At 38.8% G+C, this 24,802-nt stretch carries 19 protein-coding genes; 11 read left to right on the top strand and 8 right to left on the bottom strand.

Annotated elements, in window-relative coordinates; all coding sequences use genetic code 11:
* Positions 1-57 precede the first annotated feature (57 nt).
* The 3 genes from JM79_RS07125 to JM79_RS07115 all read left to right on the top strand — a co-directional run bounded on the left by JM79_RS07125 (position 58) and on the right by JM79_RS07115 (position 5,960).
* Positions 58-807, top strand: a complete 750-nt coding sequence (locus JM79_RS07125; RefSeq protein ID WP_141877490.1) for a LytTR family DNA-binding domain-containing protein — start codon at positions 58-60, stop codon at positions 805-807.
* Positions 785-3,766 carry a histidine kinase gene (locus JM79_RS07120; RefSeq protein WP_141877489.1) on the top strand — a complete coding sequence of 994 codons (2,982 nt, stop codon included), beginning with the start codon at positions 785-787 and terminating at the stop codon, positions 3,764-3,766. Before JM79_RS07125 ends, JM79_RS07120 begins: the two co-directional genes overlap by 23 nt.
* Before the next feature lie 349 nt (positions 3,767-4,115).
* On the top strand, positions 4,116-5,960 hold the full coding sequence (locus tag JM79_RS07115) for a cystathionine beta-synthase (protein ID WP_141877488.1): 1,845 nt from the start codon (positions 4,116-4,118) through the stop codon (positions 5,958-5,960).
* Positions 5,961-6,032: 72 nt separating this feature from the next.
* Here JM79_RS07115 and JM79_RS07110 read toward each other — a convergent pair whose 3' ends face one another.
* Positions 6,033-10,544 carry an ATP-binding cassette domain-containing protein gene (locus JM79_RS07110; protein WP_260443394.1) on the bottom strand — a complete coding sequence of 1,504 codons (4,512 nt, stop codon included), beginning with the start codon at positions 10,542-10,544 and terminating at the stop codon, positions 6,033-6,035.
* 219 nt (positions 10,545-10,763) lie between these two features.
* Here JM79_RS07110 and JM79_RS07105 point away from each other — a divergent pair, with 219 nt between their 5' ends.
* The 8 genes from JM79_RS07105 to JM79_RS07070 all read left to right on the top strand — a co-directional run bounded on the left by JM79_RS07105 (position 10,764) and on the right by JM79_RS07070 (position 18,761).
* Entirely contained in the window at positions 10,764-11,996 is a 1,233-nt protein-coding gene (locus JM79_RS07105; RefSeq protein ID WP_141877487.1) for a GAF domain-containing sensor histidine kinase, read from the top strand.
* A 202-nt stretch (positions 11,997-12,198) separates the two neighbouring features.
* Positions 12,199-14,325 (top strand): catalase, encoded by a 2,127-nt coding sequence (locus JM79_RS07100; protein ID WP_141877486.1) that lies wholly within the window; start codon positions 12,199-12,201, stop codon positions 14,323-14,325.
* Between the two features lie 90 nt (positions 14,326-14,415).
* Positions 14,416-14,937 carry a YetF domain-containing protein gene (locus JM79_RS07095; protein ID WP_141877485.1) on the top strand — a complete coding sequence of 174 codons (522 nt, stop codon included), beginning with the start codon at positions 14,416-14,418 and terminating at the stop codon, positions 14,935-14,937.
* A gap of 138 nt (positions 14,938-15,075) precedes the next feature.
* On the top strand, positions 15,076-15,501 hold the full coding sequence (locus tag JM79_RS07090; protein WP_141877484.1) for a DoxX family membrane protein: 426 nt from the start codon (positions 15,076-15,078) through the stop codon (positions 15,499-15,501).
* Positions 15,502-15,503: 2 nt separating this feature from the next.
* The gene (locus tag JM79_RS07085; RefSeq protein WP_260443393.1) at positions 15,504-15,980 is read left to right on the top strand and encodes a MarR family transcriptional regulator; all 477 of its coding nucleotides are present in this window, start codon (positions 15,504-15,506) and stop codon (positions 15,978-15,980) included.
* Between the two features lie 4 nt (positions 15,981-15,984).
* The gene (locus JM79_RS07080) at positions 15,985-16,986 is read left to right on the top strand and encodes an NADP-dependent oxidoreductase (RefSeq protein ID WP_141877483.1); all 1,002 of its coding nucleotides are present in this window, start codon (positions 15,985-15,987) and stop codon (positions 16,984-16,986) included.
* Between the two features lie 34 nt (positions 16,987-17,020).
* Positions 17,021-17,653 (top strand): SDR family oxidoreductase, encoded by a 633-nt coding sequence (locus JM79_RS07075; protein ID WP_141877482.1) that lies wholly within the window; start codon positions 17,021-17,023, stop codon positions 17,651-17,653.
* Between the two features lie 64 nt (positions 17,654-17,717).
* Entirely contained in the window at positions 17,718-18,761 is a 1,044-nt protein-coding gene (locus JM79_RS07070; protein WP_141877481.1) for an L-dopachrome tautomerase-related protein, read from the top strand.
* A gap of 49 nt (positions 18,762-18,810) precedes the next feature.
* Here the strand turns inward: JM79_RS07070 and JM79_RS07065 are convergent, their stop codons facing one another.
* Genes JM79_RS07065 through JM79_RS07035 form a run of 7 tightly spaced genes read right to left on the bottom strand, consistent with a single transcriptional unit; the run spans position 18,811 to position 24,725 of the window.
* Positions 18,811-19,068 carry a hypothetical protein gene (locus JM79_RS07065; protein WP_141877480.1) on the bottom strand — a complete coding sequence of 86 codons (258 nt, stop codon included), beginning with the start codon at positions 19,066-19,068 and terminating at the stop codon, positions 18,811-18,813.
* A 4-nt stretch (positions 19,069-19,072) separates the two neighbouring features.
* Complete coding sequence (locus tag JM79_RS07060) at positions 19,073-19,651, bottom strand: hypothetical protein (RefSeq protein ID WP_141877479.1); 579 nt, start codon at positions 19,649-19,651, stop codon at positions 19,073-19,075.
* Between the two features lie 14 nt (positions 19,652-19,665).
* Entirely contained in the window at positions 19,666-20,307 is a 642-nt protein-coding gene (gene gntA, locus JM79_RS07055; RefSeq protein WP_347707204.1) for a guanitoxin biosynthesis heme-dependent pre-guanitoxin N-hydroxylase GntA, read from the bottom strand.
* 13 nt (positions 20,308-20,320) lie between these two features.
* Positions 20,321-21,190 (bottom strand): glycosyltransferase, encoded by an 870-nt coding sequence (locus JM79_RS07050; RefSeq protein WP_141877477.1) that lies wholly within the window; start codon positions 21,188-21,190, stop codon positions 20,321-20,323.
* Complete coding sequence (locus tag JM79_RS07045) at positions 21,180-22,238, bottom strand: glycosyltransferase (RefSeq protein ID WP_141877476.1); 1,059 nt, start codon at positions 22,236-22,238, stop codon at positions 21,180-21,182. The genes JM79_RS07050 and JM79_RS07045 overlap by 11 nt, the downstream gene beginning before the upstream one ends.
* Entirely contained in the window at positions 22,235-23,296 is a 1,062-nt protein-coding gene (locus JM79_RS07040) for a glycosyltransferase (protein ID WP_141877475.1), read from the bottom strand. Before JM79_RS07040 ends, JM79_RS07045 begins: the two co-directional genes overlap by 4 nt.
* Positions 23,271-24,725: a glycosyltransferase family 2 protein gene (locus JM79_RS07035; RefSeq protein WP_141877474.1), complete on the bottom strand. Its 1,455-nt coding sequence runs from the start codon at positions 24,723-24,725 to the stop codon at positions 23,271-23,273. The genes JM79_RS07040 and JM79_RS07035 overlap by 26 nt, the downstream gene beginning before the upstream one ends.
* Positions 24,726-24,802 lie beyond the last annotated feature (77 nt).

The following is a 24,802-nucleotide window of genomic DNA, read 5'->3' as shown; positions in this document are numbered from 1 at the left end:
TTACAGAATGATCCCAGATTATTAATCGGGATTTATTTTTTTTAAATAGTAATAGTAATGATAAAAGTAGTCATCATCGACGATGAATTAAGTGCTCAAAATGTACTTGAAAAAACACTTCTAAGGCATTTCCCCAACAAATTTAATATTGTAGCTAAATGCCATTCTGTTGACTCTGGCGTTATTGCTATCAATAACTACGCACCTGAATTGGTTTTTCTTGATATTCAGATGCCGGAAAAGAGCGGTTTTGAATTATTCAAGCAGTTCGAACTTATTAATTTTGAAGTGATCTTTACCACCGCACATAATCGTTTCGCCGTTCAGGCTATAAGGCAAAGCGCTCTAGATTATATCCTGAAACCCATCAATCATATTGACCTGGGAGATGCGATCAAACGTTTTGAGGAACGCAAAAGAAAATTATCTACTAAAGATAAACTGACGTTACTACTCGAGAACCTGAATGTAAATGATCAAAATATAGCAAAACTGGCCTTCCCAACGCTGGAAGGTTTTGAGCTGATTCATTCCAACCAGATCCTACATTGTAAGGCTGAGAGTAATTATTGTTCGATCAAAGGTATTGATGGAACTACAAAAACTGCCACAAAAACACTTAAGTTTGTAGAGGAAATCCTCCCTTCAGCATTTCTAAGAATACATAAAAGTTATGTTATCAACCTGAACTTTGTTGTGCGCTATCATAAAGCGAACAAGGAAGTTGAGTTAACCAACGGGGAGAAACTTCCGGTTTCCTTCCGTAAAGAAGAGGAATTCATCAATGCTATCTTACAAAATCAATAGAAGCTTTATAGGCCTTCTTTTTTGTGTCCAGTTCATCTGGGCCCAGAACTTTCCCTCCAGAAACTATTCTGCTGCGAATGAATTACCGAATAATGCAGTCCGCGCATTGTTCGTTGATAGCAATAATGTGCTATGGATAGGTACCGAGAATGGAATTGTAAGTAAGCAAAATAATATTTTTCAAAGCTATTTCGAAGAAGATGGTCTCGCCCTGAATAGCTGCTGGGCGATCACTGAAGATATGCAGAACAGGATCTGGTTTGGAAGTTATGGTGGCGGGATCAGTGTTTTCGATGGTGATGATTTCAAGAATCTCTCCACAAAAGACGGTCTAGTTCATGATGAGATCGTCCATCTTTTCCCATACGAAGACTACATCTACGTTGGAACCAGTGATGGTGTCTCAAGAATTGATATAAATACATTCGACATTCAGTCCTGGAAAAATGAAGGATCTGAGGCTCTACTAAGAGTTTCCGGATTTTTCGAATTTGAAAAGGAACTATATGTTACAACCTATAGAACTGGAGTTTTTAAAGTTACTTCGGAAGGGTCTTTCAGCTTAAAACAGGCAAACGATCAAAAGTATATATATGCTGCTTTCGTTGACAATAACAGCATATTCAGTAGCAATAAGGGGCATTATATAAAATCTGAAATTTCAGAATATATCCAACCGGGGAAGCTTACTTCAAAAGAATTTGGAAGTTCAATAATCTGGGACTATGTAAAAACGAGGGACTCTATTATCTATGCCGCAGCCTGGGGAATTTATGATAGTAACGGAGGTATATTTGAGCTGAACGAAAATTTCAGTAATCGCTCAAAATCTTTTGGGATAACGGGAAAAGACGCATTTTCGCTTGCTTACGACGCGTCTTTTGAAAGATTATACGTAGGAACATTGAACTCTGGACTTTACGAGATCCAGTTAAAGCCTTTGGTAAGATTCCTCGAACAGAGCGGCCATCATTATCAAGCTTTTGCTGCGATCAATGGAACTTCAGCTTATATGATGAACGAGGGGATTCAGTTAAAGTCTGCAAATGAACAGATCAATATTCCTTTGAGAAAGTTCAAGAATTGGCAGCAGAATTATATTAATACCACCTCGACAGTCCTTCCGAAGCATGAAGATCAATTTTACGAACTGGATCATTCTACCGTGGCCAGCGATATTCAGTTCTATGATATCAAAACTTCAAATAACCTTTATTGGATAAATTCTAATATTGGCTTATTTGCAATTAATACTGATGGATTACTGCACTCCTATTTACCATTGCATTCAGAAGAGATCAATTTCACGAATGATGGGAAATTGATCGAAACCAATCCGTATGGAGGTGTTCGAATTTACGACGATCCGATAAAACTGTCCTACAAATATTATGCACAAGACCACAAGGATACACCAACTATGGTGGTAAGCAGTTTGCAAACTGAAAATAAAACCTATTTCACATCAGTATTTTCTGGTCTTTATAAATATGAAAATGGCCGATTCCAATCTTTTCTGAATTCTAAAATCTGGAAGGAAAAAAATCTTCGCCATATTGTATCTCACAACGACAACCTGGCTGTTTCCAGTGAATTTGGTGATGTATACATTATCCGGGATAGGCCTAAAGCCTTTGAAATAGTACGCAAAATACCCCGAGCCAGTATTCAGGGAAACACCATTTCGTTTCTAAACTCTTATGGCACAACTCTAATTATTGGGACCGAACGTGGTATAACGCTGGTCGAGAAGGACAGATTCATCATTCTGGACGAAGAACAAGGCCTGGAACAGCCGTTTTTCAGCAGTAAAATCGAAAACGATGAATTGCATATTGGAAGTGAAAATGGGATTTTCAGGGTTAATATCGAAGAAATTCTTGCTTCGTCAAATCGTGTAACCGGCATTCAGCTAAAAGATCTATTTGTTAATAACAGTGAATACAATCTACCTGAAAATACTTTAAATGATCTCGATCTTGATTACGATGAGAATACAGTGCTGCTCAGCTTTTCTACTAATGCTCATCCATATCCTAAGAAATTACAATATCAATACAGGCTAAATCAGGATGAAGAATGGAGTACTCCAACCTCCAATTCTGAAATTTTATTGCCATACCTTCCAGCTAATAAATATGAGGTCCAGGTTCGTGTTCTGGATTCCAGTACAGGATTAAGATACTCTCAGAACGTTCTCAACTTCAACATTAAACCACCATTCTGGAAAACCTGGTGGTTCTTTACCTATATTTTTCTAGCACTAATGGCGATCGTTTACGCGATCTATAAATACGAACTTGCTAAGAACAAACGATTCGAACGGCAAAAGCGTGCTATCCAAAGGAGGTTTGAAGAAACTAAAATGGAAGCTTTACTCGCTCAAATGAATCCGCATTTTATCTTCAATGCTATGAATTCCATTCAGAATTATATTATGGATAGCGATATTGATAACGCCACGATATTCCTGGGTGATTTTGCCAAACTCATTCGCCTTAACCTTGATCACTGTACCAAACCTACGATTTTACTGGTTGAAGAGATCGAATATTTACAATCTTACATACGGGTTGAAAACACTCGGATGAATAATGCCGTAGAGGTTAATTTTGAGTTGGATCCTACGATCGACACTTATGATGTAGAGGTTCCTACCATGATTCTTCAAACATTTGTCGAAAACGTATTTGTTCATGCATTTACCGTTGAAAGCATAGATCCAAAACTGGATATAATTTTTAAAAAGCTGGATGAGCATGCTCTGTGCTGCAAAATCATCGACAATGGTTCTGGTTTTTCGGCCGCTGGAAAGAATCCGCTACATAATTCCAAAGGTTTAAGCTTAGTGAAAGAAAGGCTTGTCCTTTTAGGCTATGAGATTGAAGATGCGCTGCACATAGAATCTGAGCCTGGAAAAGGAACCGTAGTTAGCCTGAAATTACATTTGCAACGATAACTTAAGAAATCGATACGTTTACTAATTCAGTAATTTTATACTGAACATAAGTTATAAATTCACCAACAATTAGATGGCGGTAGCTGCTATATAAGATTTAACCATCTAATTGTATTTTATGAGTAGGGTCATAAACTATAATTGAATTACAGTTGCCGCTTTTCTAACTTTTTTACTTCCAGGATTTAGAACCTGAATCATTATTTCCTTCTGAAATGAAACTTCTACAGTTTTCATTTTCATCCATAAAGTTTTAGTTTTCCTAATATCCACATAGAGAATTGCGATCGTAATCTTTCTTAAAATAAGTCATTTAAAGTATATTCCCGCCTATCTAAAATTACAGGTAATGGAAAATTCTAAAGTGACAAAATATATACAAAACATACTCCCGAACATTCCCGAAGACTGGGTAAAATTAACTACACACAGGCTGGATATATATAATGAGGATCTGGCTAAAACCGAGTTTCTGGACAAGTTTGAAGATTTATACGCCAACAATGATCATAGCGCTGAAAAACTAGCTGAGTTACCAACCGCATATGATTATATAAGATTAGGGCATCCGCTTTCCTCTATTCTGGAATGGTACGTGGGTAAATTGAATGCTTTGAATTCTGATCATATTATAGGTTTCTCCTCTCAAACTACTCCCCTGCTCGCTGTACTGCGGAAGAATTTATTTGATAAGAAAAGCACCCGAATTATCTATTCTGAAATTCTTCCGGAACATTTCAATTTTGAGCTTTTCCGAAGTGTCTATGGATATGAATTTGAGACATTACAGATCAAAGAAGGTGAAACACTTCCAGATTTTGACGGTAGTAGCATTTATATCACTTCCAAAGCAGATCTTAAAGAGTTGAAAATTGATCAAAACATTGGTTTTCTGCTAAGTCTTCAGCAGGATTTAGGTAGTGTAATTATTGTAAATGGAGAAAACAACACTTCCTATATTTCCGAAATTCAGCACGTACGCAGAAGAGAAACGATCTCGATGACTCCGGCAGACACTCATAAATTGCTACATAAGCTGGTAAACCTTTCTTCCGAAGAGAATTCGGATAAAAATGATGACAACCTTAAAAAAGTGATTGAAGAAGTTCAGAAGATCACTGCGACAAGTTCAAAAGTTCTTGTAGGTTCTTGTGGTCTTTCCATGCAATACGCGATCATGATGGGGCTTATCGATGACGCGATGGCCAAACATCCAGGGAAAGGCATTCGAATTATCGTGCCACCAAACTGTTATGGGGGAACTAATGATCAGGCTCGTCGTGTTGCTGCCTGTCTGGATAATGTTGAGATCATGGATCTACCTGTAGATGGCGATAATGATATGGTCCAGAGCACCGATAAGGTACTAGCTCAGGCAGCGAATGAAAATGCAGTGCCGTTGATCATTGCTGAAATTCCTACAAATCCGCGTGTTGAAGTTCCTGAACTTAATAAATTACAGGAGGTTCTGGCGAAAACCCGAAAGACTGCAGATGGTGAAGTTGCTGTAGACCCGGTATTTATATTGGATCAAACCTTTTGCCCGAATGTACAGTTTTGCGGTGAAGATGGTATTCTTTCCAGGATCAGAATAATTTCCTACGTGAGTGGATCCAAATTCCCAAGTGGTGGAAAATGTACCGCTGGTTATGCTGTGGCGAATCAAAAAGCTGCCGAATTGATGGATAAGATCGATACGCATTTGAAAGTATGCGATAATGAAGCAACCTCACTGCAGGTCGAAATTCTGGCGGAACAATTACCGTCCATGAATCAGAGAATTGCTGATGCCTATAAAAATACCCGTGAATTTGTAAATTTCATCAAATCTGAACTTCCCGGTGCAAAGATCAATTTTGTTTCTGAAGAGTTAGCTGCTGCTGGTTTTACACCTTCAGTATTTTCTCTTGACCTTCCTACAAAAGGAGAAACCGCTGCAGAACGTGAATCTTTCAAAAGATCCCTGAATCAAAAACTGATCGATATGATGATCACTAGGATTCCTGAAGAAAGCAAGTATTGTGTAAGTTACGGCCAGTTAAAAGGTTGTTACTGGACGATACCGGCGACCTCAACTCAGGGTACCACAAAAGAAGATGACAAGGATTACATCGCGCGGGTTTCGGTTTCACCAGACCTTGACCTCGAGATGCATAAAAAAGTATTTTCGCAGTTCGTGGAAGATATCAAATAGAGCTAAAGCTCAATTATTTAAAGATCCGGTACGAGATTAAATCTTCCTACCGGATCTTTTTTTATAATAGCGTTACTTCAGCTCTAAACCGATTCCAATTTTCTCCAGTAAATATGGGTTATGGTCGATCACCAGAATATCATTTTTAATACTTAGATCTTTCAGAATCTTTAGGAGCAAATCTATATCTTCATAATGTAAGCCAGTGCTGGGTTCATCAAGTATATATAGTACATCTTTGCTACCCTGCAACAACCAGTTCAGCAACAATAGACGCTGCTTCTCTCCTGAAGACAGGCTTTGAATAGGTTGATCCAAATTTAAATGACCAAGACCTATTTCCTGAAGTTTTTCCAGAACCTCCCATAATTTCTGAAGGTCACCATGTTGCTTCAACCAAAGCTCAAAGCCATGAAGATCCAGATTAAGCACCTCAGCGATATTCTTATTATAAATCGTATGTTCCAGAATTTCTGGGTTGTACCGCTGTCCCTGACAGGTTTCACAGGTTTCCACAGCATTGGCAGTAACATCAAGACTCGTTTCCACGTAACCCTTTCCTCTACAATCGGGACACTGACTCGTCTTCGTTTTATACGAGAAATCCTTAGGTTTCAATTTCGAATTTTCAGCAATGATCTTTCCAATATCCATTAGAATATCCAGGTAAGAAACCAGTAAGGTGGCGGAATGTGATCTTAATTTCTTTGCTTCAAAATAATGGGCATTTTTATAATTTTCAGGATACTCTATTTGCTCGCAATAAATCGGGTTCCTATTTCGAATGGAAGGGATTATGATGTCCTTAACCAGCGTTGTCTTACCAATCCCACTTTTTCCGCTTAGTGCAGTGATCCCTCCTACTGGAATATCAATAAGATCGCGTTGCAAAGTGTAACGTGAAACACCCTTTATCTCAATTTTTCGCTCGCTTTCTGAAGTAAACTCGAAACCGAACTCCTCTTTTTTGAAATAGGCATGGGTTCTTTCTTCCTTTACAAAGTCTGCTGGAGTTCCCTGGAAAGTAATTTGACCGCCATTTTTCCCAGCTTTTGGACCAATTTCAATAAGCTCAGACGCCGCCTGAATGATCTCCTTATTATGTTCTATGACGAGTACAGTATTTCCTTTGGCTACCAATTCCTGCAGAATCGCTATAAGATCCGGAATATTATGCCCCGAAAGTCCTGCGGAAGGTTCATCCAAAAGATAAGTAACTCCCTTCAACGGACTATTTAATTGCGTTATCAAAGCCACCCGCTGGTTTTCACCACCAGATAAACTTTGAGATTTTCGGTTTAACTGAAGGTGATCTATATGTAGCTGAGTACCCCTGTGTATCGTATTTTCAAGAAATGGCTGAATCTTTTCAACTAATTCCTGATCGATTTCCAAATATGTGTTTGCATTTTGTATCCACTGATCAAGCCCGGAAAAATCAAGGTTCTTGATCTCACGAATTGAAAGTCCTCCAATCTCAAATTTCAATCTTTCCGGTTTAAGTCCACTTCCGAAGCAATTGCTACAAATAGCCGGTGTAAACAGAGCGGTTAAATTTTCAATAAATTTATTTTTTCGGGTCTTATAATATTCCTGCTTGAGGTAATTATCCAGCCCTTCCCATTTCATTTTGATCTGCTGAGTTCCTTCCCTGGTTTTGGTTCTGAACTTCCACTGCGTTTCCCAAACTTCTTCTCCGGTTCCTTCGAAAATGATCATCTTCTGTTCTTCGGAAAACTGGTTGAACGCAGTATTTCGGTCAAAACCATATTCCTGCCCTACTTTTTCGAGTATTGCCATATACTGGCTGTCTCTCTGCCCATAGTAGGAAAGCGCTTTATTATGTTCAAAAACTCCTTCTGAAACACTTAGATTAGTATTGGGTGCAAGCTTCTTCACATCCGGAAGCAGTTCCTCACCCAGGCCATCACAGATCTTACATTTCCCAAGTTCATGATTGTTGGAAAAATGACTGGCTGAAAGTTCTTCTCCCTCAAACTCAGCTTTTCGGGAAAAAGCAAATCTTAAAAGCTTATCGATTCCAGTTTGCTTGGCAAGATCAGACCTGTTTGTGAAATTAGGCACTTTTCGGGTCACGCAGATCGTGGGAGTTAATCCGTCAATTTGATCAACTTCCATTTGGAAGTTTACCCCAACCCTCGACTGTTGATATGCTGAAAATTGCCGAGTCATTTCCTGCATCCCATACGCATGCACCGTATCTATAAGCAGGGAAGATTTCCCAGATCCCGAGATGCCTGTGACTACGCTCAAGGTATTCTTCTGCAATTCCAGATCAAGATCCTTTAAGTAGTGTGTACGAGCTCCCCGTATCCTGATCTCATCTGTTTGCTGGATCTCTAACTCTGGTTTTGAAGTTACCAATGCAGCTTGTGAATTATCGAAATAAGCGTCTGCTTGCATTTTAAAAAGTTCATGATTTTCAAAACAAACGATACCTGCTGTCTGTTCCTTTAGCTTATGCAAAGCAGTAATTAATTGGCGAACATTACGCTGATGCAGTCCAATGCTGGGTTCTTCAAGTATTAAAATATTGTCTCTGGAAGGTTTGGCAAAATGCTTGGTCAGTTTGATTCGCTGGGCTTCTCCTCCAGATAAGGTATTGGAAGGTTGCCCTAATTTTAAATATTCCAGTCCGAGGTCCTTCATCAGCTTGAGAATATTCAATATTTTCCGGTCTGCTGCGAAAAAATCGATTGCTTCCAGGATGCTTAGATTGTAGATATCTGCAATGTTCTTCCCATACCATTTAACTTCCAGCACTTCCTTTTTAAAGCGTTTACCTTTGCAAACAGGGCAAACCTGGTTGATTGTTCCCATCACATTCATGGAAAGACTTATCACCCCAGCACCTTCACATTCCTCACATCTGCCTGATTTGTTATTAAATGAAAATGAAACTTTAGCTAATTTGCGAGTTTTTGCATCATCAGATTTTGCCAGAAGATCACGAATTTTATCGGCTAAGCCAGTATAGGTCGCAGGATTGGAACGCGGAGTTTTACCAATGGGCTGATCACTTACTGTAACAAGCTTCAGATCTCTTTCTTCTGAAATTTCCTGAAGCTTCTTTTCGATCGCTTCATTCTTCCGACTAATAACTGTCAGTCGTCCTGTTTCCGCAGTTATCGTAGCTATTGAATTACTTGAAACATCTGAAGAATCTTCTTCCGAAGCATTCATTTCCGCCAGAGTAGGACTACTGTTGGAATCAGATTTTAAAAATTTTTCTATTGAACCGTTAAAGATGATCTCTCCTCCATTTTTTCCGGCTTCAGGACCTAATTCTATGATCCAGTCGGCTGAGCGAATAAAATTAAGGTCATGCTCTACGACCATGACCGTATTTCCCCTGGCGATCAATCTTTGTAGAATATGACGTAGATGCTTTTGATAATTTTCTGCCAGACCAATGGAAGGTTCATCGAAAATATATAATATACCCTGCAGGTTGCTGTTTACCTGTTTGATCAACTTAACACGTTGTGCATCACCAGAAGAGATTTTAGAGCTTGGTGTACTTAGACAGTATTCACCCATTCCTAATTGTACCAGATCGTCGAGTTGAACCTGGATCTTACTAACCAGGTCCTGTTCTCCACCCTTAAGTTCAAGGCTCCCTAAAAGTTTATGTAATTCACTGAGTGGAATTTCCATCCATTCAGCAAAATTTCTGTTTTGCCACTTGAATTTCAGGTGATCTGGTTTGATCCTGGCGCCTTGACATGCGGGGCAAATACTAGAACTGGCGAACCTCAAAATGTTCTTATTTCGATCTCTTCTAAGAATATCCTGCATTATTGGCAGCATTCCTTTATAATATCCTTCCTCTCTTGGTTTCGCCTTAAAGCCTTCCCAACGTAATCTTGATTCTAGTGTATGTTTTCCGTAGAAAACTTTAAGGCGATCGCTTCCATTCAGGACGACATCTTTCTGCTCTTCTGTCAAATCTTTCCAGGGAATATCCACGCTAAAACCATGCGCGTGGCAAACTTTATCAAGTTCTTCAACAGTGATTTGAGAATAGACGATATAACCACCCGGTAAAGTGGTAGTGATGGCGCCTTCTCTTAAAGTCTTATTTTCATCTCCAACCAGCTTTTCAATATCGATATATTCAGCTTCACCAATTCCGCGACAGTTTTCACAGGCTCCTTTAGGATGATTAAAGGAAAATAAAGATTTGCTCATGGGTTTACTTGCGGAATAACGGGCGAAAATTATTCTGAAGACCGATGCCAGTTCAGAAAGGGTTCCGAAGGTGGTATTAATGGATTGAAACCTTTTGGATTGTTCTACTTTAATAACCGGAGGAAGATCCTCGATATCATCAACTTCCGCAGTCGGAATAAGATTCGCATTCTGTTGATTATATACCGGCAAACTTTCCAGGAAGAACCTGTAACCTTCATTGCCGATAACTCCCATGGCCAGCGATGATTTTCCCGAACCTGAAAGTCCGGTAAGAACTATCAATTTATTCTCAGGAATCTCAAGGTTAAGATTCTTCAGGTTATTCTGGTAAGCATTGATAATGCGCATAGATCTGTCTTTCTTTTTCAAAAATTAAAGATATAGAGAATCTTAAAGCTCATCAACCTATCTGCGTCTTATTGCTTTCGGACTATTTTAAAACATAATTGTGTTAATCACTGGTACGAAAGCTCCCATCATCCTATGAAATTTGACTAAATTCACTTTTTTGGAAGACACTCTATAGAAGTGTATTTTTGAAACCTGTGAAGTGGTTGCTCCTACTAGCAACTTCGATAATATGATTGCATGAGAAAAGCCGAAATACCGGACAATGAAGACCTGAGATTGCGAAGTGTGAGACAACTTGGCCTGCTAGATTCACTTCCGCAGGAATCATACGATAATATTACCACGCTGGCCAGTGAGATTTGTGGTACACCTGTAGCGTTACTTACCATTCTAGATAAAGACATTCAATGGTTTAAGTCTAAGAAAGGTCTGGGAGCAGATCAAACCGGTCGCGATGTATCATTCTGTGGACATGCAATTCTGCAACCTAACGAGGTTTTCGAAGTAGACAATGCGCTGGAAGATACTCGATTTGAAGACAATCCCCTGGTTCTCGATGAGGAAACCCATTTTAGATCCTACGCCGGAGTTCCAATTTTAAACAAGCAAGGTCTACCGCTTGGAACGCTTTGTGTGATCAACAAAACACCTAAGAAACTAAGTATACATCAAAAAAGATCTTTGATCGCTCTGGGCAAACAGGTAGAGATCCTATATGAATATCACCTTCAAAACACCGAACTAAAAAAGGCACAAAATAATCAGCTTGAAAATAATAAGATCCTTCGCGAATTTGCTGGTAACGTAAGTCATGATCTAAAAATGCCCCTGGCGAACATGATCATTACCTCAGATATCATAAAGGCGAAATACGCCAGCGTACTCGATGATAAGGGAAAAGAATATCTCGATTATATTAAAAATTCCGGATTAAAATTAAGTGAATACATCACTGGTTTACTGGAATATTATTCTGAAGATGGTTCAAAGGCTTCGGAAGTAAAAGAATTCTTTCTGAATGATCTACTTGAAGATACCATTGATCTATTGCACATAGATTCCAATTGTGATATTCGCCTTCCGGAAGAAAATCTCAATATTCTGGGAAATCGTGCAGGATTAGGACAAATAATGATGAACCTGATTAGCAACAGTTTAAAATATAATGATGCTGAAGAGATCGTGATCGATATAGACTGTATTGAGAATGAAGAGTTCTATCATTTTTCTGTTACCGATAATGGGATTGGTATACCTGAAGAAAACCTGGATCAAATCTTTGAGCTATTTACTGTCATTAACGTAAATGGTACACCAGATGAGCGAGGTCATGGAATTGGACTAAGCACAGTGCAAAAACTGGTGGATACCATGAATGGAGAAATTTCGGTAAAAAGCAAACTTAATAAAGGTACTACCTTTAACTTTTCCATTTCAAAACCTGAATTTAACCAAATTCAAGCAAATTAAAATTCATAATCTTCCATCCATCTTCAAAATTCGAGATGAAAATGGAAGGGTCAGTTCTGTTAAGGATTTTAAAAGACAGACCACTTACTGTTATAATTCTGCTAAAATCTTTTCAACCGCAAACAAGCGCGTGAATACCGCACAACCGTTTCATTTTTACTTGGTAATTTTAATATAACCATATTAATAAATCAATTCAAAGATGAGCGAGAAAGAGAAGGATAAGAAGTCCCAGGATCTCACCAGGGATACCAAGAATGCTGAAGGTAAGACAATGACCACCAACCAGGGTGTCAAGGTAAATGACACCAATAATTCCCTAAAGGCGGGGGAAAGAGGAGCTACACTTCTGGAAGATTTTATTTTAAGAGAGAAAATCACCCATTTTGATCATGAAAGAATTCCGGAAAGGATCGTTCATGCAAGAGGAAGTGGTGCTCATGGATATTTTGAACTATATGAAAGTATGGAAAAATATACCAAAGCTCCTATTTTTACTGACACCAGCAGAAAAACACCCGTTTTCGTAAGATTCTCAACAGTGGCAGGTTCTAAAGGTTCTGCCGACCTGGCGAGAGATGTTCGCGGATTCGCCGTGAAATTTTATACTGAAGAAGGGATCTTTGATCTTGTAGGAAATAACATGCCGGTATTCTTTATTCAGGATTCCATGAAGTTTCCTGATCTAATTCATGCTGTAAAGCCTGAGCCAGATCGCGAAATACCACAGGCGGCATCTGCTCACGATACGTTCTATGATTTCGTTTCCCATACTACAGAAACCTTGCATAACCATATCTGGGTCATGAGTGATCGTGCGATTCCAAGAAGTTTACGAATGATGGAAGGTTTTGGAATTCATACTTTCAGACTAGTTAATGCTGAAGGTAAATCTCACTTCGTTAAATTCCATTGGAAGCCATTATTAGGTACACATTCAGTTACCTGGGATGAAGCAGTGAAAATTCACGGAGCAGATTCCGACTTCCATAGAAGAGATCTTTGGGATGCGATTGATGCGGGACACTTTCCAGAATGGGAACTTGGACTACAGATTATTCCTGAAGAAGATGAACATAAGTTTGAGTTTGACATTCTGGATCCAACAAAACTGATCCCTGAAGAAATGGTGCCGGTACAACGTATTGGTAAAATGACCTTAAATCGTAACCCAGACAATTTCTTTGCAGAAACTGAGCAGGTTGCATTTCACCCAGGGCATATCGTACCCGGAATAGATTTTTCTAACGACCCATTATTACAAGGTAGATTATTCTCATATACAGATACACAGTTGTCAAGGCTTGGAAGTCCTAACTTCCACGAATTACCAATTAACCGTCCTGTGAACGAAACGCACAACAATCAGCGTGACGCTCATATGAGAATGACGATCAACAAAGGTAAGACGGCATATTTCCCTAATTCCATAGGTGGAGGTTGTCCTCATCTTGCAAAATTGGCTGAAGGCGGATTTACTCCTTATGAAGAAAGAATTGACGGTAGAAAGACGCGAGCTAGAAGCGAGAGCTTTAATGACCATTATTCTCAACCAGCGCTCTTCTACAGAAGTTTAACCGACTGGGAAAAGGATCATGTTGCGGATGCTTATACTTTCGAAATAGGAAAATGTACCTATGATCATATAAAGGAACGTATGCTTTATATCATCAACCAGATCGATGAGGATCTTGCGGCTAAAGTTGCTGAAGGATTAGGTATGGAAATTCCGAGTAAGGTTGATGGTCCGGTAAACCAGGCTATTGGAGCAGATGCCGATGTAGAAAAGCATCAACCGCCTAAGAAAAAGAATTATCTGGATAAATCTGAAGCACTTAGCCTTACTCATCTAAAATCAGATAGTATTGCTACACGCCAGATCGGTTTTCTTGTTGGAAATGGATTTGATGGTGAATCTATGGGGAAAATGAAAAAAGCTCTAGAAGATAAAGGAGCGATGGTTCAATTGCTGGCCCCTCATGGTGGTACTGTAAAGTGTGATCAGGGCAAAAGTCATAAAGTGGACGCAGCTCTATTAACTACGGAAAGTGTTCTATTCGATGCTATTTATATTCCAGGAGGCACTAAAAGTCTGGAAGCTTTAAACAAATCTCCTAAAACGGCAAAATTCATCAATGAAACTCTGAAACATTGCAAAGCGATTGCATTGGATAAGGAAGTGATGGAAAAGATCGAAAATACTTATCTGGATAAGTTCAAGGAAGATGTCGCAGTTTTGATCGATAAAACTCCAGCAAAGTTCATTGAACAGATCGCAGCTCACAGAAACTGGTCTAGACAAAAAGAAGCAATGTCTATACCTGTTTAATTGTATTTAGGAAGAAAAACCGCTGGTGAAAACCAGCGGTTTTTTTATTTGAACATATAAGGATCTCAATAATTTTAAAAGTATCTAGTTATGGAAAAATGGTTTGACTTAACGTTGGATTCTGCTTTAGCAATTATAATTTCCTGTCTGGGAATTTATATATCGATCATTATATATACCAGAATCTTCGGAAAAAGGAGCTTTTCGAAAATGTCAAGTTTTGATTTTGCGATGACCGTTGCTGTAGGGTCGATGCTGGCCACTACGGTACTGTCTGATTCTGTAACGCTTCCGGAAGGAATGATCGGACTCTTCTTTATATACCTGTTTCAATTAGTGGCAGCATACCTGAGAAGATGGGACTTTTTCAGAGAAGTAATAGACAATTCTCCGCTACTCTTAATGGATGGAAAAGAAATATTACATGACAATCTTACCAAAGCCAGAGTTACGGTAACCGACCTTCGTTCTAAATTAAGAGAAGCAAATATCGTAGAACTGGAAGATGTAAAAGCAGTAGTTTTTGAAACAACTGGAAATATTGTAGTGATTCACTCGCATGATAACAGACCGGTAAACGACTGGCTTCTTAAAGATGTTCTGAGGAAATAATTAACTGGACTTCTACTGATTCCTTTGAGTATCATTAATTTCCGTAGAAGTTAAACTTTTGGTAAGTCTGTAGCCATTACCATTCATTCAACTTACATTTGAATCGTGCACGACATAATCGTGTGTAGAACAAATATTATGAAGAATTATATTCAAACTACTACCCTGCAGAATATCTTCCGAATACTACTTTCGGTTTTCATGATCTACGCAGGATTCAGTCATTTAAGTTTTAACCGCGTGGATTTCCAGGCGCAAGTTCCAGACTGGGTGCCAATGAGTAAAGATCTTGTGGTTATACTTTCCGGGATCTTAGAAATGATCCTGGGTCTTGCCTTACTCTTCTGGAAGAATCAGCGTGTTAAGGTTGGCTGGTTCCTGGCAATTTTCTTTGTATTGATCTTTCCCGGAAATATCGCGCAGTATGTAGATGGTAAAGATGCTTTCGGAGTTCTGGATTCAGATAGAGCAAGACTTATAAGATTGTTTTTTCAGCCTGTACTTATAGCCTGGGTTTTATGGTCTACCGGCGCATGGACAGCCTGGAGAAATTCTAAGAAATGATAATGATGGAAAAAAATGAGAATCTAAAATTAGAAAATCAAATTTGTTTTCCCTTGTATTCTGTGTCCAGATTGATCACAAGGGCATACAAACCTTACCTGGACACCATGGGTCTAACCTACCCTCAGTATCTGGTATTGCTTGTACTCTGGGAGAAAGATGAGCAAACCGTTAATCAGATTGGGAAAAAGCTATTACTCAACACTAATACTTTGTCACCTCTCATTCAGCGTATGCAGAAGAATGGTTTACTGTTACGTACCCGTTCTTCCGAAGATGAAAGGACAGTAAGAGTCAATTTAACCAGAAAGGGACTTGACTATAAAGAACAAGCCAGGAATATTCCTAAAGATCTGCTTGGGAAACTACTCAATGAGGACGTGCAGGTTACAGATGTTATGCTATTGAAGAAAACACTCGATTCCTGGATTGAGATATTGAATAACGAAAAGGAAATAAATATAAATTCAGAAAAATAAAAATATGAAAGCACTACAAATAAAGAAATACGGAGAAATTAAAGACGGTCTTGAATTTGCTGAAACCAGCAAACCCGAAATAGCCGATAATGATGTATTAGTTGCTGTAAAAGCTGCTGCTCTTAATCCAATAGATTACAAATTGGTTCAGGGTCATCTAAAAGATATGCTAAAACTTGATCTTCCTACCGGGATTGGCTATGATATGAGCGGAGAAATCGTAGAAATTGGGAGTAAAGTTAAAGACTTTGAAGTTGGAGATGAAGTTTATGGTCGTGTCCCACAAGAGTACATGGGTACTGTAGCTGAATTTGTAGCCGTAGATGCTAACGTGATCGCACATAAGCCTGATAATGTGACTTTCGAAAAAGCTTCCTCTTTGCCGCTTGCCGGACTTACTGCAATGCAGGCGCTACAAAAGGCAGATATCAAGAAAGACGATCGTATCCTCATCCATGCAGGTTCTGGTGGTGTGGGTAGCTTTGCGATTCAGTATGCCAAATCTATAGGTGCTATAGTCTATACGACCACGAGTGATACCAATGTGGAATGGGTAAAAGCGCTTGGTGCAGATAGAGTAATCGACTATAAGAACGAAGATTATAAGGAAGTTGCGAACAACCTTGATATCGTCTTCGACACTCTGGGTGATCAATATACATTTGATGCTTTCGAAATCATTAAAGATGGCGGAAAAGTTACAAGTATCGTTGGACCGCCAGATGAAAAAACTGCAGAGCAAATGGGAATGACCGACTATCAAATGCCGGAAAAACTCAGCAAACTTATTAAAGATAAGTCTGCTCAATATACCTTAACCTGGATGCAGCCCAATGCACCTCAGCTTAAAGAAATCAAAACGATGGTGGAAGACCGAACAATTAGACCGGTTATTGACCTGGTTTATTCTTTCGATAAAGCAGTGGAAGCTTTCGAATACCTTGCCACGGGTAGAGCCCAGGGTAAGGTTATCGTAAGTCTTGCTGAAACCTTCGAAAACAAGTAAATAATTTAAAAATTGTTAATTAAAAATAATAGTTATGAGTAAAGGAAAAAATGTATTAGTTGCCGGAGCAACCGGAACTACAGGAAAAATTATTGTTGATTTACTTAAAAACTCTTCAGAATATGAGCCAATTGCCATGGTAAGAAAAGAAGAGCAGCAAAAGGAGTTCGAATCTCAGAATGTAAAGACTATTCTGGGTGATCTGGAGAAAGACCTGAGCCAAACTACTCAAAATGCACACAAAGTGATCTTTGCGGCTGGTTCTGGCGGTAAGAACGTTATTGGTGTAGACCAGGAAGGAGCTAAAAAACTTACTGATGCTGCTAAAACTTCAGGAGCCTCAAAATTTGTGATGTTAAGTTCTATGGGAGCAGATGATCCTTCAGTAAGCGAAGATCTGCAAGAATACCTTCAGGCAAAACAAAATGCAGATGAGCATTTAAGATCCAGTGGTATTAATTACACTATTGTAAGACCAGGTTCATTGAATAACAAGGATGCTTCTGGAAAGATCAGACTAGAAGAAAAGTTTTCAGAAATGGGTGAGATTTCTAGAGCAGATGTTGCCCGTACGTTGGTAGCTGTTCTGGAAGATGATGTAAGAAGTAATCAAACTTTTGAAATTCTTTCCGGCGACACTGAAATCAACAATGCTGTAAAGGCATAATTAACCAACATATTTGAAAAGAACTGAATGAACTTCAGTTCTTTTCTGTTTTAAATAATACGCTATGAAAAAATTATTACTCTTACTCCTGATCGTTCTTTCCCAGAAAGTAACAAGCCAGGAGCCGATAGTTTCTCAATCTGAAGTAGAAAAAGTGACGGCTTTTAAGGGGCAGCAGGTTACAGGAATCAGCCTTAGCCAGGCAGGAAGGATCTTCGCGAATTTTCCAAGATGGCGAAAGAACGTCGAGCATTCAGTTGTGGAGATGGGTAATAACAAGAAGGCTGCACCTTATCCCAATGCTAAATGGAATTCCTGGAAAGTTGGAGAAAAGGATCAGGACTCCATATTTGTTGCGGTGCAATCTGTTATTGCTTCTGAAAATGAATTGTTTGTTCTGGACACCAGAAATCCGCTTTTTCAAGGGGTGGTGAATAATCCACGGATATTCGTTTTTGACCTGGAATCAGATAAACTGAAGCATATTTACGAATTAGGAAAAGATAGTTTCTACAGAGATTCATATATCAATGATTTGCGTGTTGACAGAACGAACGATCATATTTATCTTACAGATTCAAATCACGCTGGATTAGTAGTTATAGATATGGCAACTGGCGCAAGTAAACGAGTATTAAGCGACCACTACTCTACCCTTGCCGAAACTGATGAGTTAACGATCAATGGGGAACAGTATAAAAACACGATCCATTCAGATGGAATTGCACTGGATGAAGCTGAAGGTCTACTTTACTACCATGCCTTAACGGGGTATACGCTTTATTCTGTTCCAACAAAAACTCTTCGCGAAGGATCTAAAGAAGATATTCAGAAATCTGTAAAGGAAGTTGCTAAAACCACTGCACCAGATGGAATGATTCTAAATTCCGATGGAATGCTTTACTTGGCAGATCTCGAAAATAATGCGATCATGAGATATAATACGAAATTAGGAGAGCAGGAAGTCCTTGCACAGGGTGAAAAAATACGCTGGGCAGATACTTTTAGTCTTTATGATGGATATTTATATTATACGAATTCCAGGATCAATGAAGTGAGAGGAGATATTTCAGATATGAAATTCAGCATTTACAGGATTAAGCTATAGATTGTAAAATCTTTATAAAAAAAGCAGATCAATAATTGATCTGCTTTTTTTATGCTTTCTCTGCATGTAAACATTTGAATCGAAGATTTCCCGCATCTGTGTACTTGAGTCGGATCTTGTAATTCAAAGGGCGGTCTTCTTTATGAAATTCTCCCGATTCAGGATCAAAACCGCCATCTGTGGTGATTGATATACTTTTTACATGGTCTGCTTCAATTCTATTTAGAAATTTAAATTCTTTCTTGCTCAGTTGTTTATTGGACAGGATTGAGTTGATTGTTTGCAGGTGTTTGGCTGTTGTATTCATAATATCATTTTTCGTTCGACATCTTCTCTTTTTCGTTCTTTATTTCTTCTTTTTTCTCTTCCTCTTCTTCTCTGGTAATCAATCTATGGTCGTTTTTAAGACCAACTATGTGAATGATCGCTGTAATAGTCGTATAAAGCATCAGTACAACCGTGATCATCATTCCGCTTAAAACTGAAGTACAGAATAAGCTTATCCAGTAAATGGACGAATACCAGTTTAGAGGTACATTATCTGCTTCTGTGATCTGAATATTAAATAGTTGAAACATTACAATTGCACTAACTATTAGCACGGTATCAAGTTTTGCGATATCCAAAACCTGATGGTAATGCTCGCTTTTAAGTTTCGATTCAGTTCCTGTACTTATTCCCAGTAGCGTTAATAGCAAGGTTAGTATCGTGGCAGAGGCAAGAGTGATCGTATTACAAAGCATATTTAGACCACTATGAGAGGATTCAATAAGTTCTTTAGCTTCATAACCGGAAAGCTGACCTAACAGAAATATTCCTATGCCTGTGAATACGGTAGCTACAATTCCGCCATAAATTGCCTTTCTGTTTTCCTTAAAAAAATTTCTCATTGCTCCTGATTTTTTTACTGGTGAAATGGACAAACCCAATCATTTTCGGTAGCTTTACCACTATATTGTTTTGCTTCACTTGATGATCCAAAGTCTTCTAACATTGGATTCATATTTCCCTGTAATTCTTTATCTCTGGCTCTAATTTTATCACGCACCTTTTCATAAGCTCCCATGTCCCTCAATTTCTCAAATTGAACATGCAGGTTAAAGGCAATCGAAGGATACGGACTTCTACGAGCCTGTCTCGAACTATTGGGATGCATACCTACAATATAGAAAGATCTTCCGGCAATACTGAAACTGAAATTATCATCCTCTGGATCTCTGCTTACGGAAGGATCCCAATCTTTCGTATCGATTTTCTCAATTTCTTCTAATTGCTTCCATAACAATTGCTCAAATTCATCTTCCGTAGCGATATTGGAATCAGGAAAAACAGCGATAAAAGATTTAAAGTCATTTGTTTCAAAATCATACTCAGCGATATAATTCTTAAGGTCTTTGAGCAAAGCTTCGGTTTGTGAAGGTTCACCCAACTGCCCGTATTTTTTAGTTTTTACATGTTCCTGGCTAAATACTGTTTGCGCCATGATACAAGGATGGTCTTCGTCAAGGATCCAATGTTCAAATTTCTCTTTCGTTTTCATCATCATTCAATTTTTATTTCTACATATAGGCAGCCTCTGGCTGGTAAGACTGCTCAATTAAATCATTATCTGGCTGCTTCAGTATTTCAATAGTACTTCCATTTGCCTGCCATTGGATTAAACCAAGCTTAGTAAATTCTTCTAGCCAGTTCTCCATCACCGATCGTTCCCATTTCTCATAAAATATTCGTGCATTTATAACAATCGCTTCTACCTGATGAACTGGTGGCGAGTGCACCGGATGTTGCTGGTGATAGACTTTTGCCGGTGACAACAGCAAGGGATAAATACTTTTAAGCTTACTAATCTTCATAGCCATATCTGTATCTTCTGCACCGTAGCCAGTAAATTGCGCATCAAAACCTTCCAGTAATTTAAAAAGCTGCTTCGGAATATAAAATGCCAGGCTCCAGAAAAGCATATAATCACTAGCCTCGGCTAGTTCTTTGATCTCTGGCCTGGCAGGATGCGCAGCGCTAAGTTGTTTCAAATCGTTCAACTCAAAATCCTGCGGAATTTTACTCTCAAGATAATGTGGATTACCCATAATCAATGTTTTATGAGCAAGACCTTGCGTGATCATATCATCAAAAAAATCTGGATGAGGAATACAATCAACATCGAGAAATATCAAGTGATCAAATTTGGCATTTTGAGCTCCTATATTCCTTGCTTCAGCTATCGGAAGATTTGGGCCTTTGGAACTAATTTCCGAAATCTTTATAGGTAAATCCTGAAAAGTGGATAAATCTGGCAAATCATCAATCGCCACAATTCTAATTTCATCTGGCTGCAGACTACTTCTTTTGACACCCTGTAGTAAATTATATAAATGTGCTTCCCGCCCCTTCACAATCGTGATCACTGAAAATTTTATCTTATTCTGCATGTTCTTCTTGTTGTTGGTTTGCAAATAGTTCTGGAATTAATGGTAACCGATCATAGTTCCCATCTAAATGGTTTTTCAATTTACTAATGGCACTAAGGTCATTTTCCACATCCCATGTTCTGTGCTTTAAGATTTCTAAATCTTCCAGTTCAACTATAGAATTTGGATCAATCGCCAGATCATGCTGGTAAAGATGGAATGCCGTAGTCTCCTGTTCTTCATAAGGTCTTTCTTCCGGGATCGCCACAAAAGCTTTCTTAGCCTGCAAAATTTCGGTTACGGAGTTGAGTCCGCAATTCGCCACCACAAGATCAGCCTGCTCAATTAAATTCTGAAAGTTTTGAACATAACCACAATTCCTGATCCTGAAGTTGTTGAAATTTTCCTCCGGCATCCCGACAATTTTGATCTCTGCGGAAGCAAATCGTTCCGGAAGAATATGGATCGCTTTAATAAGCCTATCATTACCTCCTCCTCCACTGATCACGAGTATGTTATTAACTTCTTCTGAAGTAGAAGCTATTGGTTGCCCGATCTTACGATCTGTAATAAAGCCTAGATAAATAGTTTTCTTCCGAAGCCAATCAGGTGTTTGCCCACTTTCAAATTCTTCAGGGTAATAAGCAAGGACAAAAACAGCACCTTGAAAAGCCTGTACATGTGCCGCATCATCCCTGTGACCTGGAAGTTTGACGTAAGCATAAGGTATTGAAGACGCCCTCATCAAAGCTGCAATTTCTACACTTACATCCACGATCATTAATTTGATGTTCCTTTTCACAACTTCCCTTAGGATCTGAGCGCTGCGCAACTGAATAGATCTTTGTCCCACCGGACTGTAATGCAGATAATCTGGTACTGGAATCTGATTATCAGTAAATGCCGTGCCATCTGGATTTTCATCTGGCAATTGCACGAATTGCCCTTTCAAAGCCTCAGGCTTCTTTAGACTACTAAAAGTGCAAATTTCATCTTCAAAAACCTTTGCGAACAAGCGGGCAAAATTGAGATGACCACTACCATGCTGATGTGCGTAATACCCAATCATACTGCAACTTTTTTCAGGTTTTCGGATATCATTTTCTCATACAGATTTTCATAGGCATCTACCATCTGCCCTTTATCACAAAAATCTATAGCTCTCTCACGGCAATCATTTCTGTCAAGCTTCGTACAGGATTTGATTGCATTTACAAATCCTGCTTCATCCTCAAGTTCGACCAGAAAACCGGTTTCTTTTGTCAGGATTTCCGGGGCAGCTCCTACATTAAAGGAAACAACTGGCGTTCCACAAGCGAGTGATTCAGCAATTACGAGTCCGTAAGGTTCATCCCACACACTGGTAAATAAGGTTGCTTCAGAAGAACCAATCAATTTGTTCAATCCTGTATGCTTTAGGTGTCCAATATATTCGACTCCTTCCAGCTCTAATCTCGGCTCCACATATTCTTTGAAATATTCAGAATTGCTTAGTGGTCCGGCCAGAACAATCTTCTTATTGGCTTTTAACGCGTAATCAATAGCCAGATGTGGTGCTTTTTCCTTGCAAATACGACCAATCCAACAAAGTTTATCTACTTCAGTAGATTTAGAAAAAGTCCACGCAGTGGTGTCTATTCCGTTGTAGACTACATTTTTTTCCGGAAGTAAGTGAGCATAAGTCTCGCCTAATTTTTTACTTACCACGCTAAATTTTTCACTATGATCTCTTCCGGAGATATTTTCCAGACCAGAGTGAATGCTATCAAAGACCGGTGTATGAAAAGAAGTCAGAAACTGGTGCCTGCTACTAGCTCCCCAGATAATTGGTAATTCATGCATACTATGGTTGTGCACCACATCGTAATCTATGGATTCAATGATCTCCAGTACATTTCTATACATAAGTTCATCAATTTTGGATTCGGTCAACTCATTATTTGCAACCTGAACAATATCTAGAGATGTCACATCAAATTGAGGGTCTGAACCAGATAGCGCATACAAATGAACTTCGTGTCCTCGTTCCATAAGTGTTTGCACCAACTGGTGAGTGATCATTTCCAAGCCACCGGCATATGGCTCGGCAATTGGAAATTTATTATGCGCGAGAATGGCTATTTTCATCTGGAAGTATTTTTAGTTGGTTAATGGTTTTAGGTGTAAATTCAGAATAGAGGTAAATTCCTGATAGAAGAAAAAGCAAGCTAACCTGAAGGCTATACATGGCAATTCCGGTTTTTCCCACGGCAAATAATAAAATGGTCATGATAAGCAATAGTGCCGGAATCCTGAGCGGAATATGTTTGAGACTGGAAACCTTTGCAAACTTGCTGGTTGTTACAAAGCTGGCTGGCATTCCTAGCAAAGCCATAATTGGTGAAAAAGCCATCTCAAAACTCAGTGCAATATGGATTAGAAATGCTTTAAAATTATACTGAAAGGTGTTTTTAGAATTAGACAGGAATAAGAATAATTTACCCAACACGTAGATACTAAACTGACTCAGGATAAGCATAGGAATCCAGTCTGAAATCTGCCAGTTCGTAAATATTTCTGCCAGGATATAAACTAAACTGAATAAGATAGGCAATGATAATAAATTCACCCAGGCAGATAATTGCATGAAAACTGATAGCTTACACTGGTCTTTCACACGAACACTGCAAAATTTTAAAAAACACTGAGTATTTCCATATACCCAACGATGTCTTTGTTTGCGTAGATCTGCAATACTTCCAGGCATAACTCCCACCCCTAAAATTTCATTTGAAAAATAAGTAGTAAACTTTTCAGACAGGAATTTAATTCCCAGGTGTGCATCTTCTGTAAGCGATTCTGTAGGCCAACCTGATACAGAAAGTAGTGATTCTACTCTAACCATACTCAAGGTGCCGGTTGGTAAAGTGCTAAGACTACGATTTCCAGCTTGGGCATACCCGCTAAAAAAGTGTTCCAATTCGTTGAATAAACCATGGCGTTCATGATGAAGTGTATAATGCTGAGGAAACTGAACCACTGCCGCATCTGTACCATCAATCGCCGCTACAGCCTTAGAAAGACTATCTGGTCTCAAAATATAATCGGCGTCTACAGTGAATATATATTCTGTATCGGGATGCATTATTTTTAAACACTGGTTTAAAGCGCCTGCCTTATATCCAACAAGCCTGTCGAAATGTTTGAAGATCACTTTTTCAGGATATCTGTTACAAAATTCCCGAACCGGTTTCCATAGTTTTATATCTGAAGTATTATTATCTAGCACTACGATCTCGTAATTCTCATAGTTTAACTGAAGAGCCGCTCGAACTGTTTTGATTACCAAATCTGAAGGTTCATTGCAAGTGGCAATATGTATTGAAACTCTTGGTGAACTCCGAAGCCTCGAAGATTTTGAACTGATTTTATTCTGGCGACGGCAGAATCTAATCCTTACCACAGATTCTACAAACATTAGAAGACTTAGAAAGCTCAGAAATAACATCAAAGTTGATTCAAAACCAACTACAAAATAGGATAGTACCATCACAAAGATCATGATGTAACTAAGCATTAAAATGTTTTGAGATACTTTCAAAATTTCCTTTTCTTTTTACGAATTTGGTGGAAGTAGCGCGTGAATGTGTGCGG

The organism is Gramella sp. Hel_I_59 (genome assembly GCF_006714895.1).
Lineage (GTDB): Bacteria > Bacteroidota > Bacteroidia > Flavobacteriales > Flavobacteriaceae > Christiangramia.
Note: the sequence above shows the minus strand (reverse complement) of the source record. Positions and strands in the feature narration are given on the sequence as shown.

Coding starts and splice junctions, on each gene's coding strand:
- JM79_RS07125 (WP_141877490.1), top strand. CDS start 58: ATGATAAAAGTAGTCATCATCGACGATGAATTAAGTGCTCAAAATGTA.
- JM79_RS07120 (WP_141877489.1), top strand. CDS start 785: ATGCTATCTTACAAAATCAATAGAAGCTTTATAGGCCTTCTTTTTTGT.
- JM79_RS07115 (WP_141877488.1), top strand. CDS start 4,116: ATGGAAAATTCTAAAGTGACAAAATATATACAAAACATACTCCCGAAC.
- JM79_RS07105 (WP_141877487.1), top strand. CDS start 10,764: ATGAGAAAAGCCGAAATACCGGACAATGAAGACCTGAGATTGCGAAGT.
- JM79_RS07100 (WP_141877486.1), top strand. CDS start 12,199: ATGAGCGAGAAAGAGAAGGATAAGAAGTCCCAGGATCTCACCAGGGAT.
- JM79_RS07095 (WP_141877485.1), top strand. CDS start 14,416: ATGGAAAAATGGTTTGACTTAACGTTGGATTCTGCTTTAGCAATTATA.
- JM79_RS07090 (WP_141877484.1), top strand. CDS start 15,076: ATGAAGAATTATATTCAAACTACTACCCTGCAGAATATCTTCCGAATA.
- JM79_RS07085 (WP_260443393.1), top strand. CDS start 15,504: ATGATGGAAAAAAATGAGAATCTAAAATTAGAAAATCAAATTTGTTTT.
- JM79_RS07080 (WP_141877483.1), top strand. CDS start 15,985: ATGAAAGCACTACAAATAAAGAAATACGGAGAAATTAAAGACGGTCTT.
- JM79_RS07075 (WP_141877482.1), top strand. CDS start 17,021: ATGAGTAAAGGAAAAAATGTATTAGTTGCCGGAGCAACCGGAACTACA.
- JM79_RS07070 (WP_141877481.1), top strand. CDS start 17,718: ATGAAAAAATTATTACTCTTACTCCTGATCGTTCTTTCCCAGAAAGTA.
- JM79_RS07065 (WP_141877480.1), bottom strand. CDS start 19,068: ATGAATACAACAGCCAAACACCTGCAAACAATCAACTCAATCCTGTCC.
- JM79_RS07060 (WP_141877479.1), bottom strand. CDS start 19,651: ATGAGAAATTTTTTTAAGGAAAACAGAAAGGCAATTTATGGCGGAATT.
- gntA (WP_347707204.1), bottom strand. CDS start 20,307: ATGATGATGAAAACGAAAGAGAAATTTGAACATTGGATCCTTGACGAA.
- JM79_RS07050 (WP_141877477.1), bottom strand. CDS start 21,190: ATGCAGAATAAGATAAAATTTTCAGTGATCACGATTGTGAAGGGGCGG.
- JM79_RS07045 (WP_141877476.1), bottom strand. CDS start 22,238: ATGATTGGGTATTACGCACATCAGCATGGTAGTGGTCATCTCAATTTT.
- JM79_RS07040 (WP_141877475.1), bottom strand. CDS start 23,296: ATGAAAATAGCCATTCTCGCGCATAATAAATTTCCAATTGCCGAGCCA.
- JM79_RS07035 (WP_141877474.1), bottom strand. CDS start 24,725: ATGCTTAGTTACATCATGATCTTTGTGATGGTACTATCCTATTTTGTA.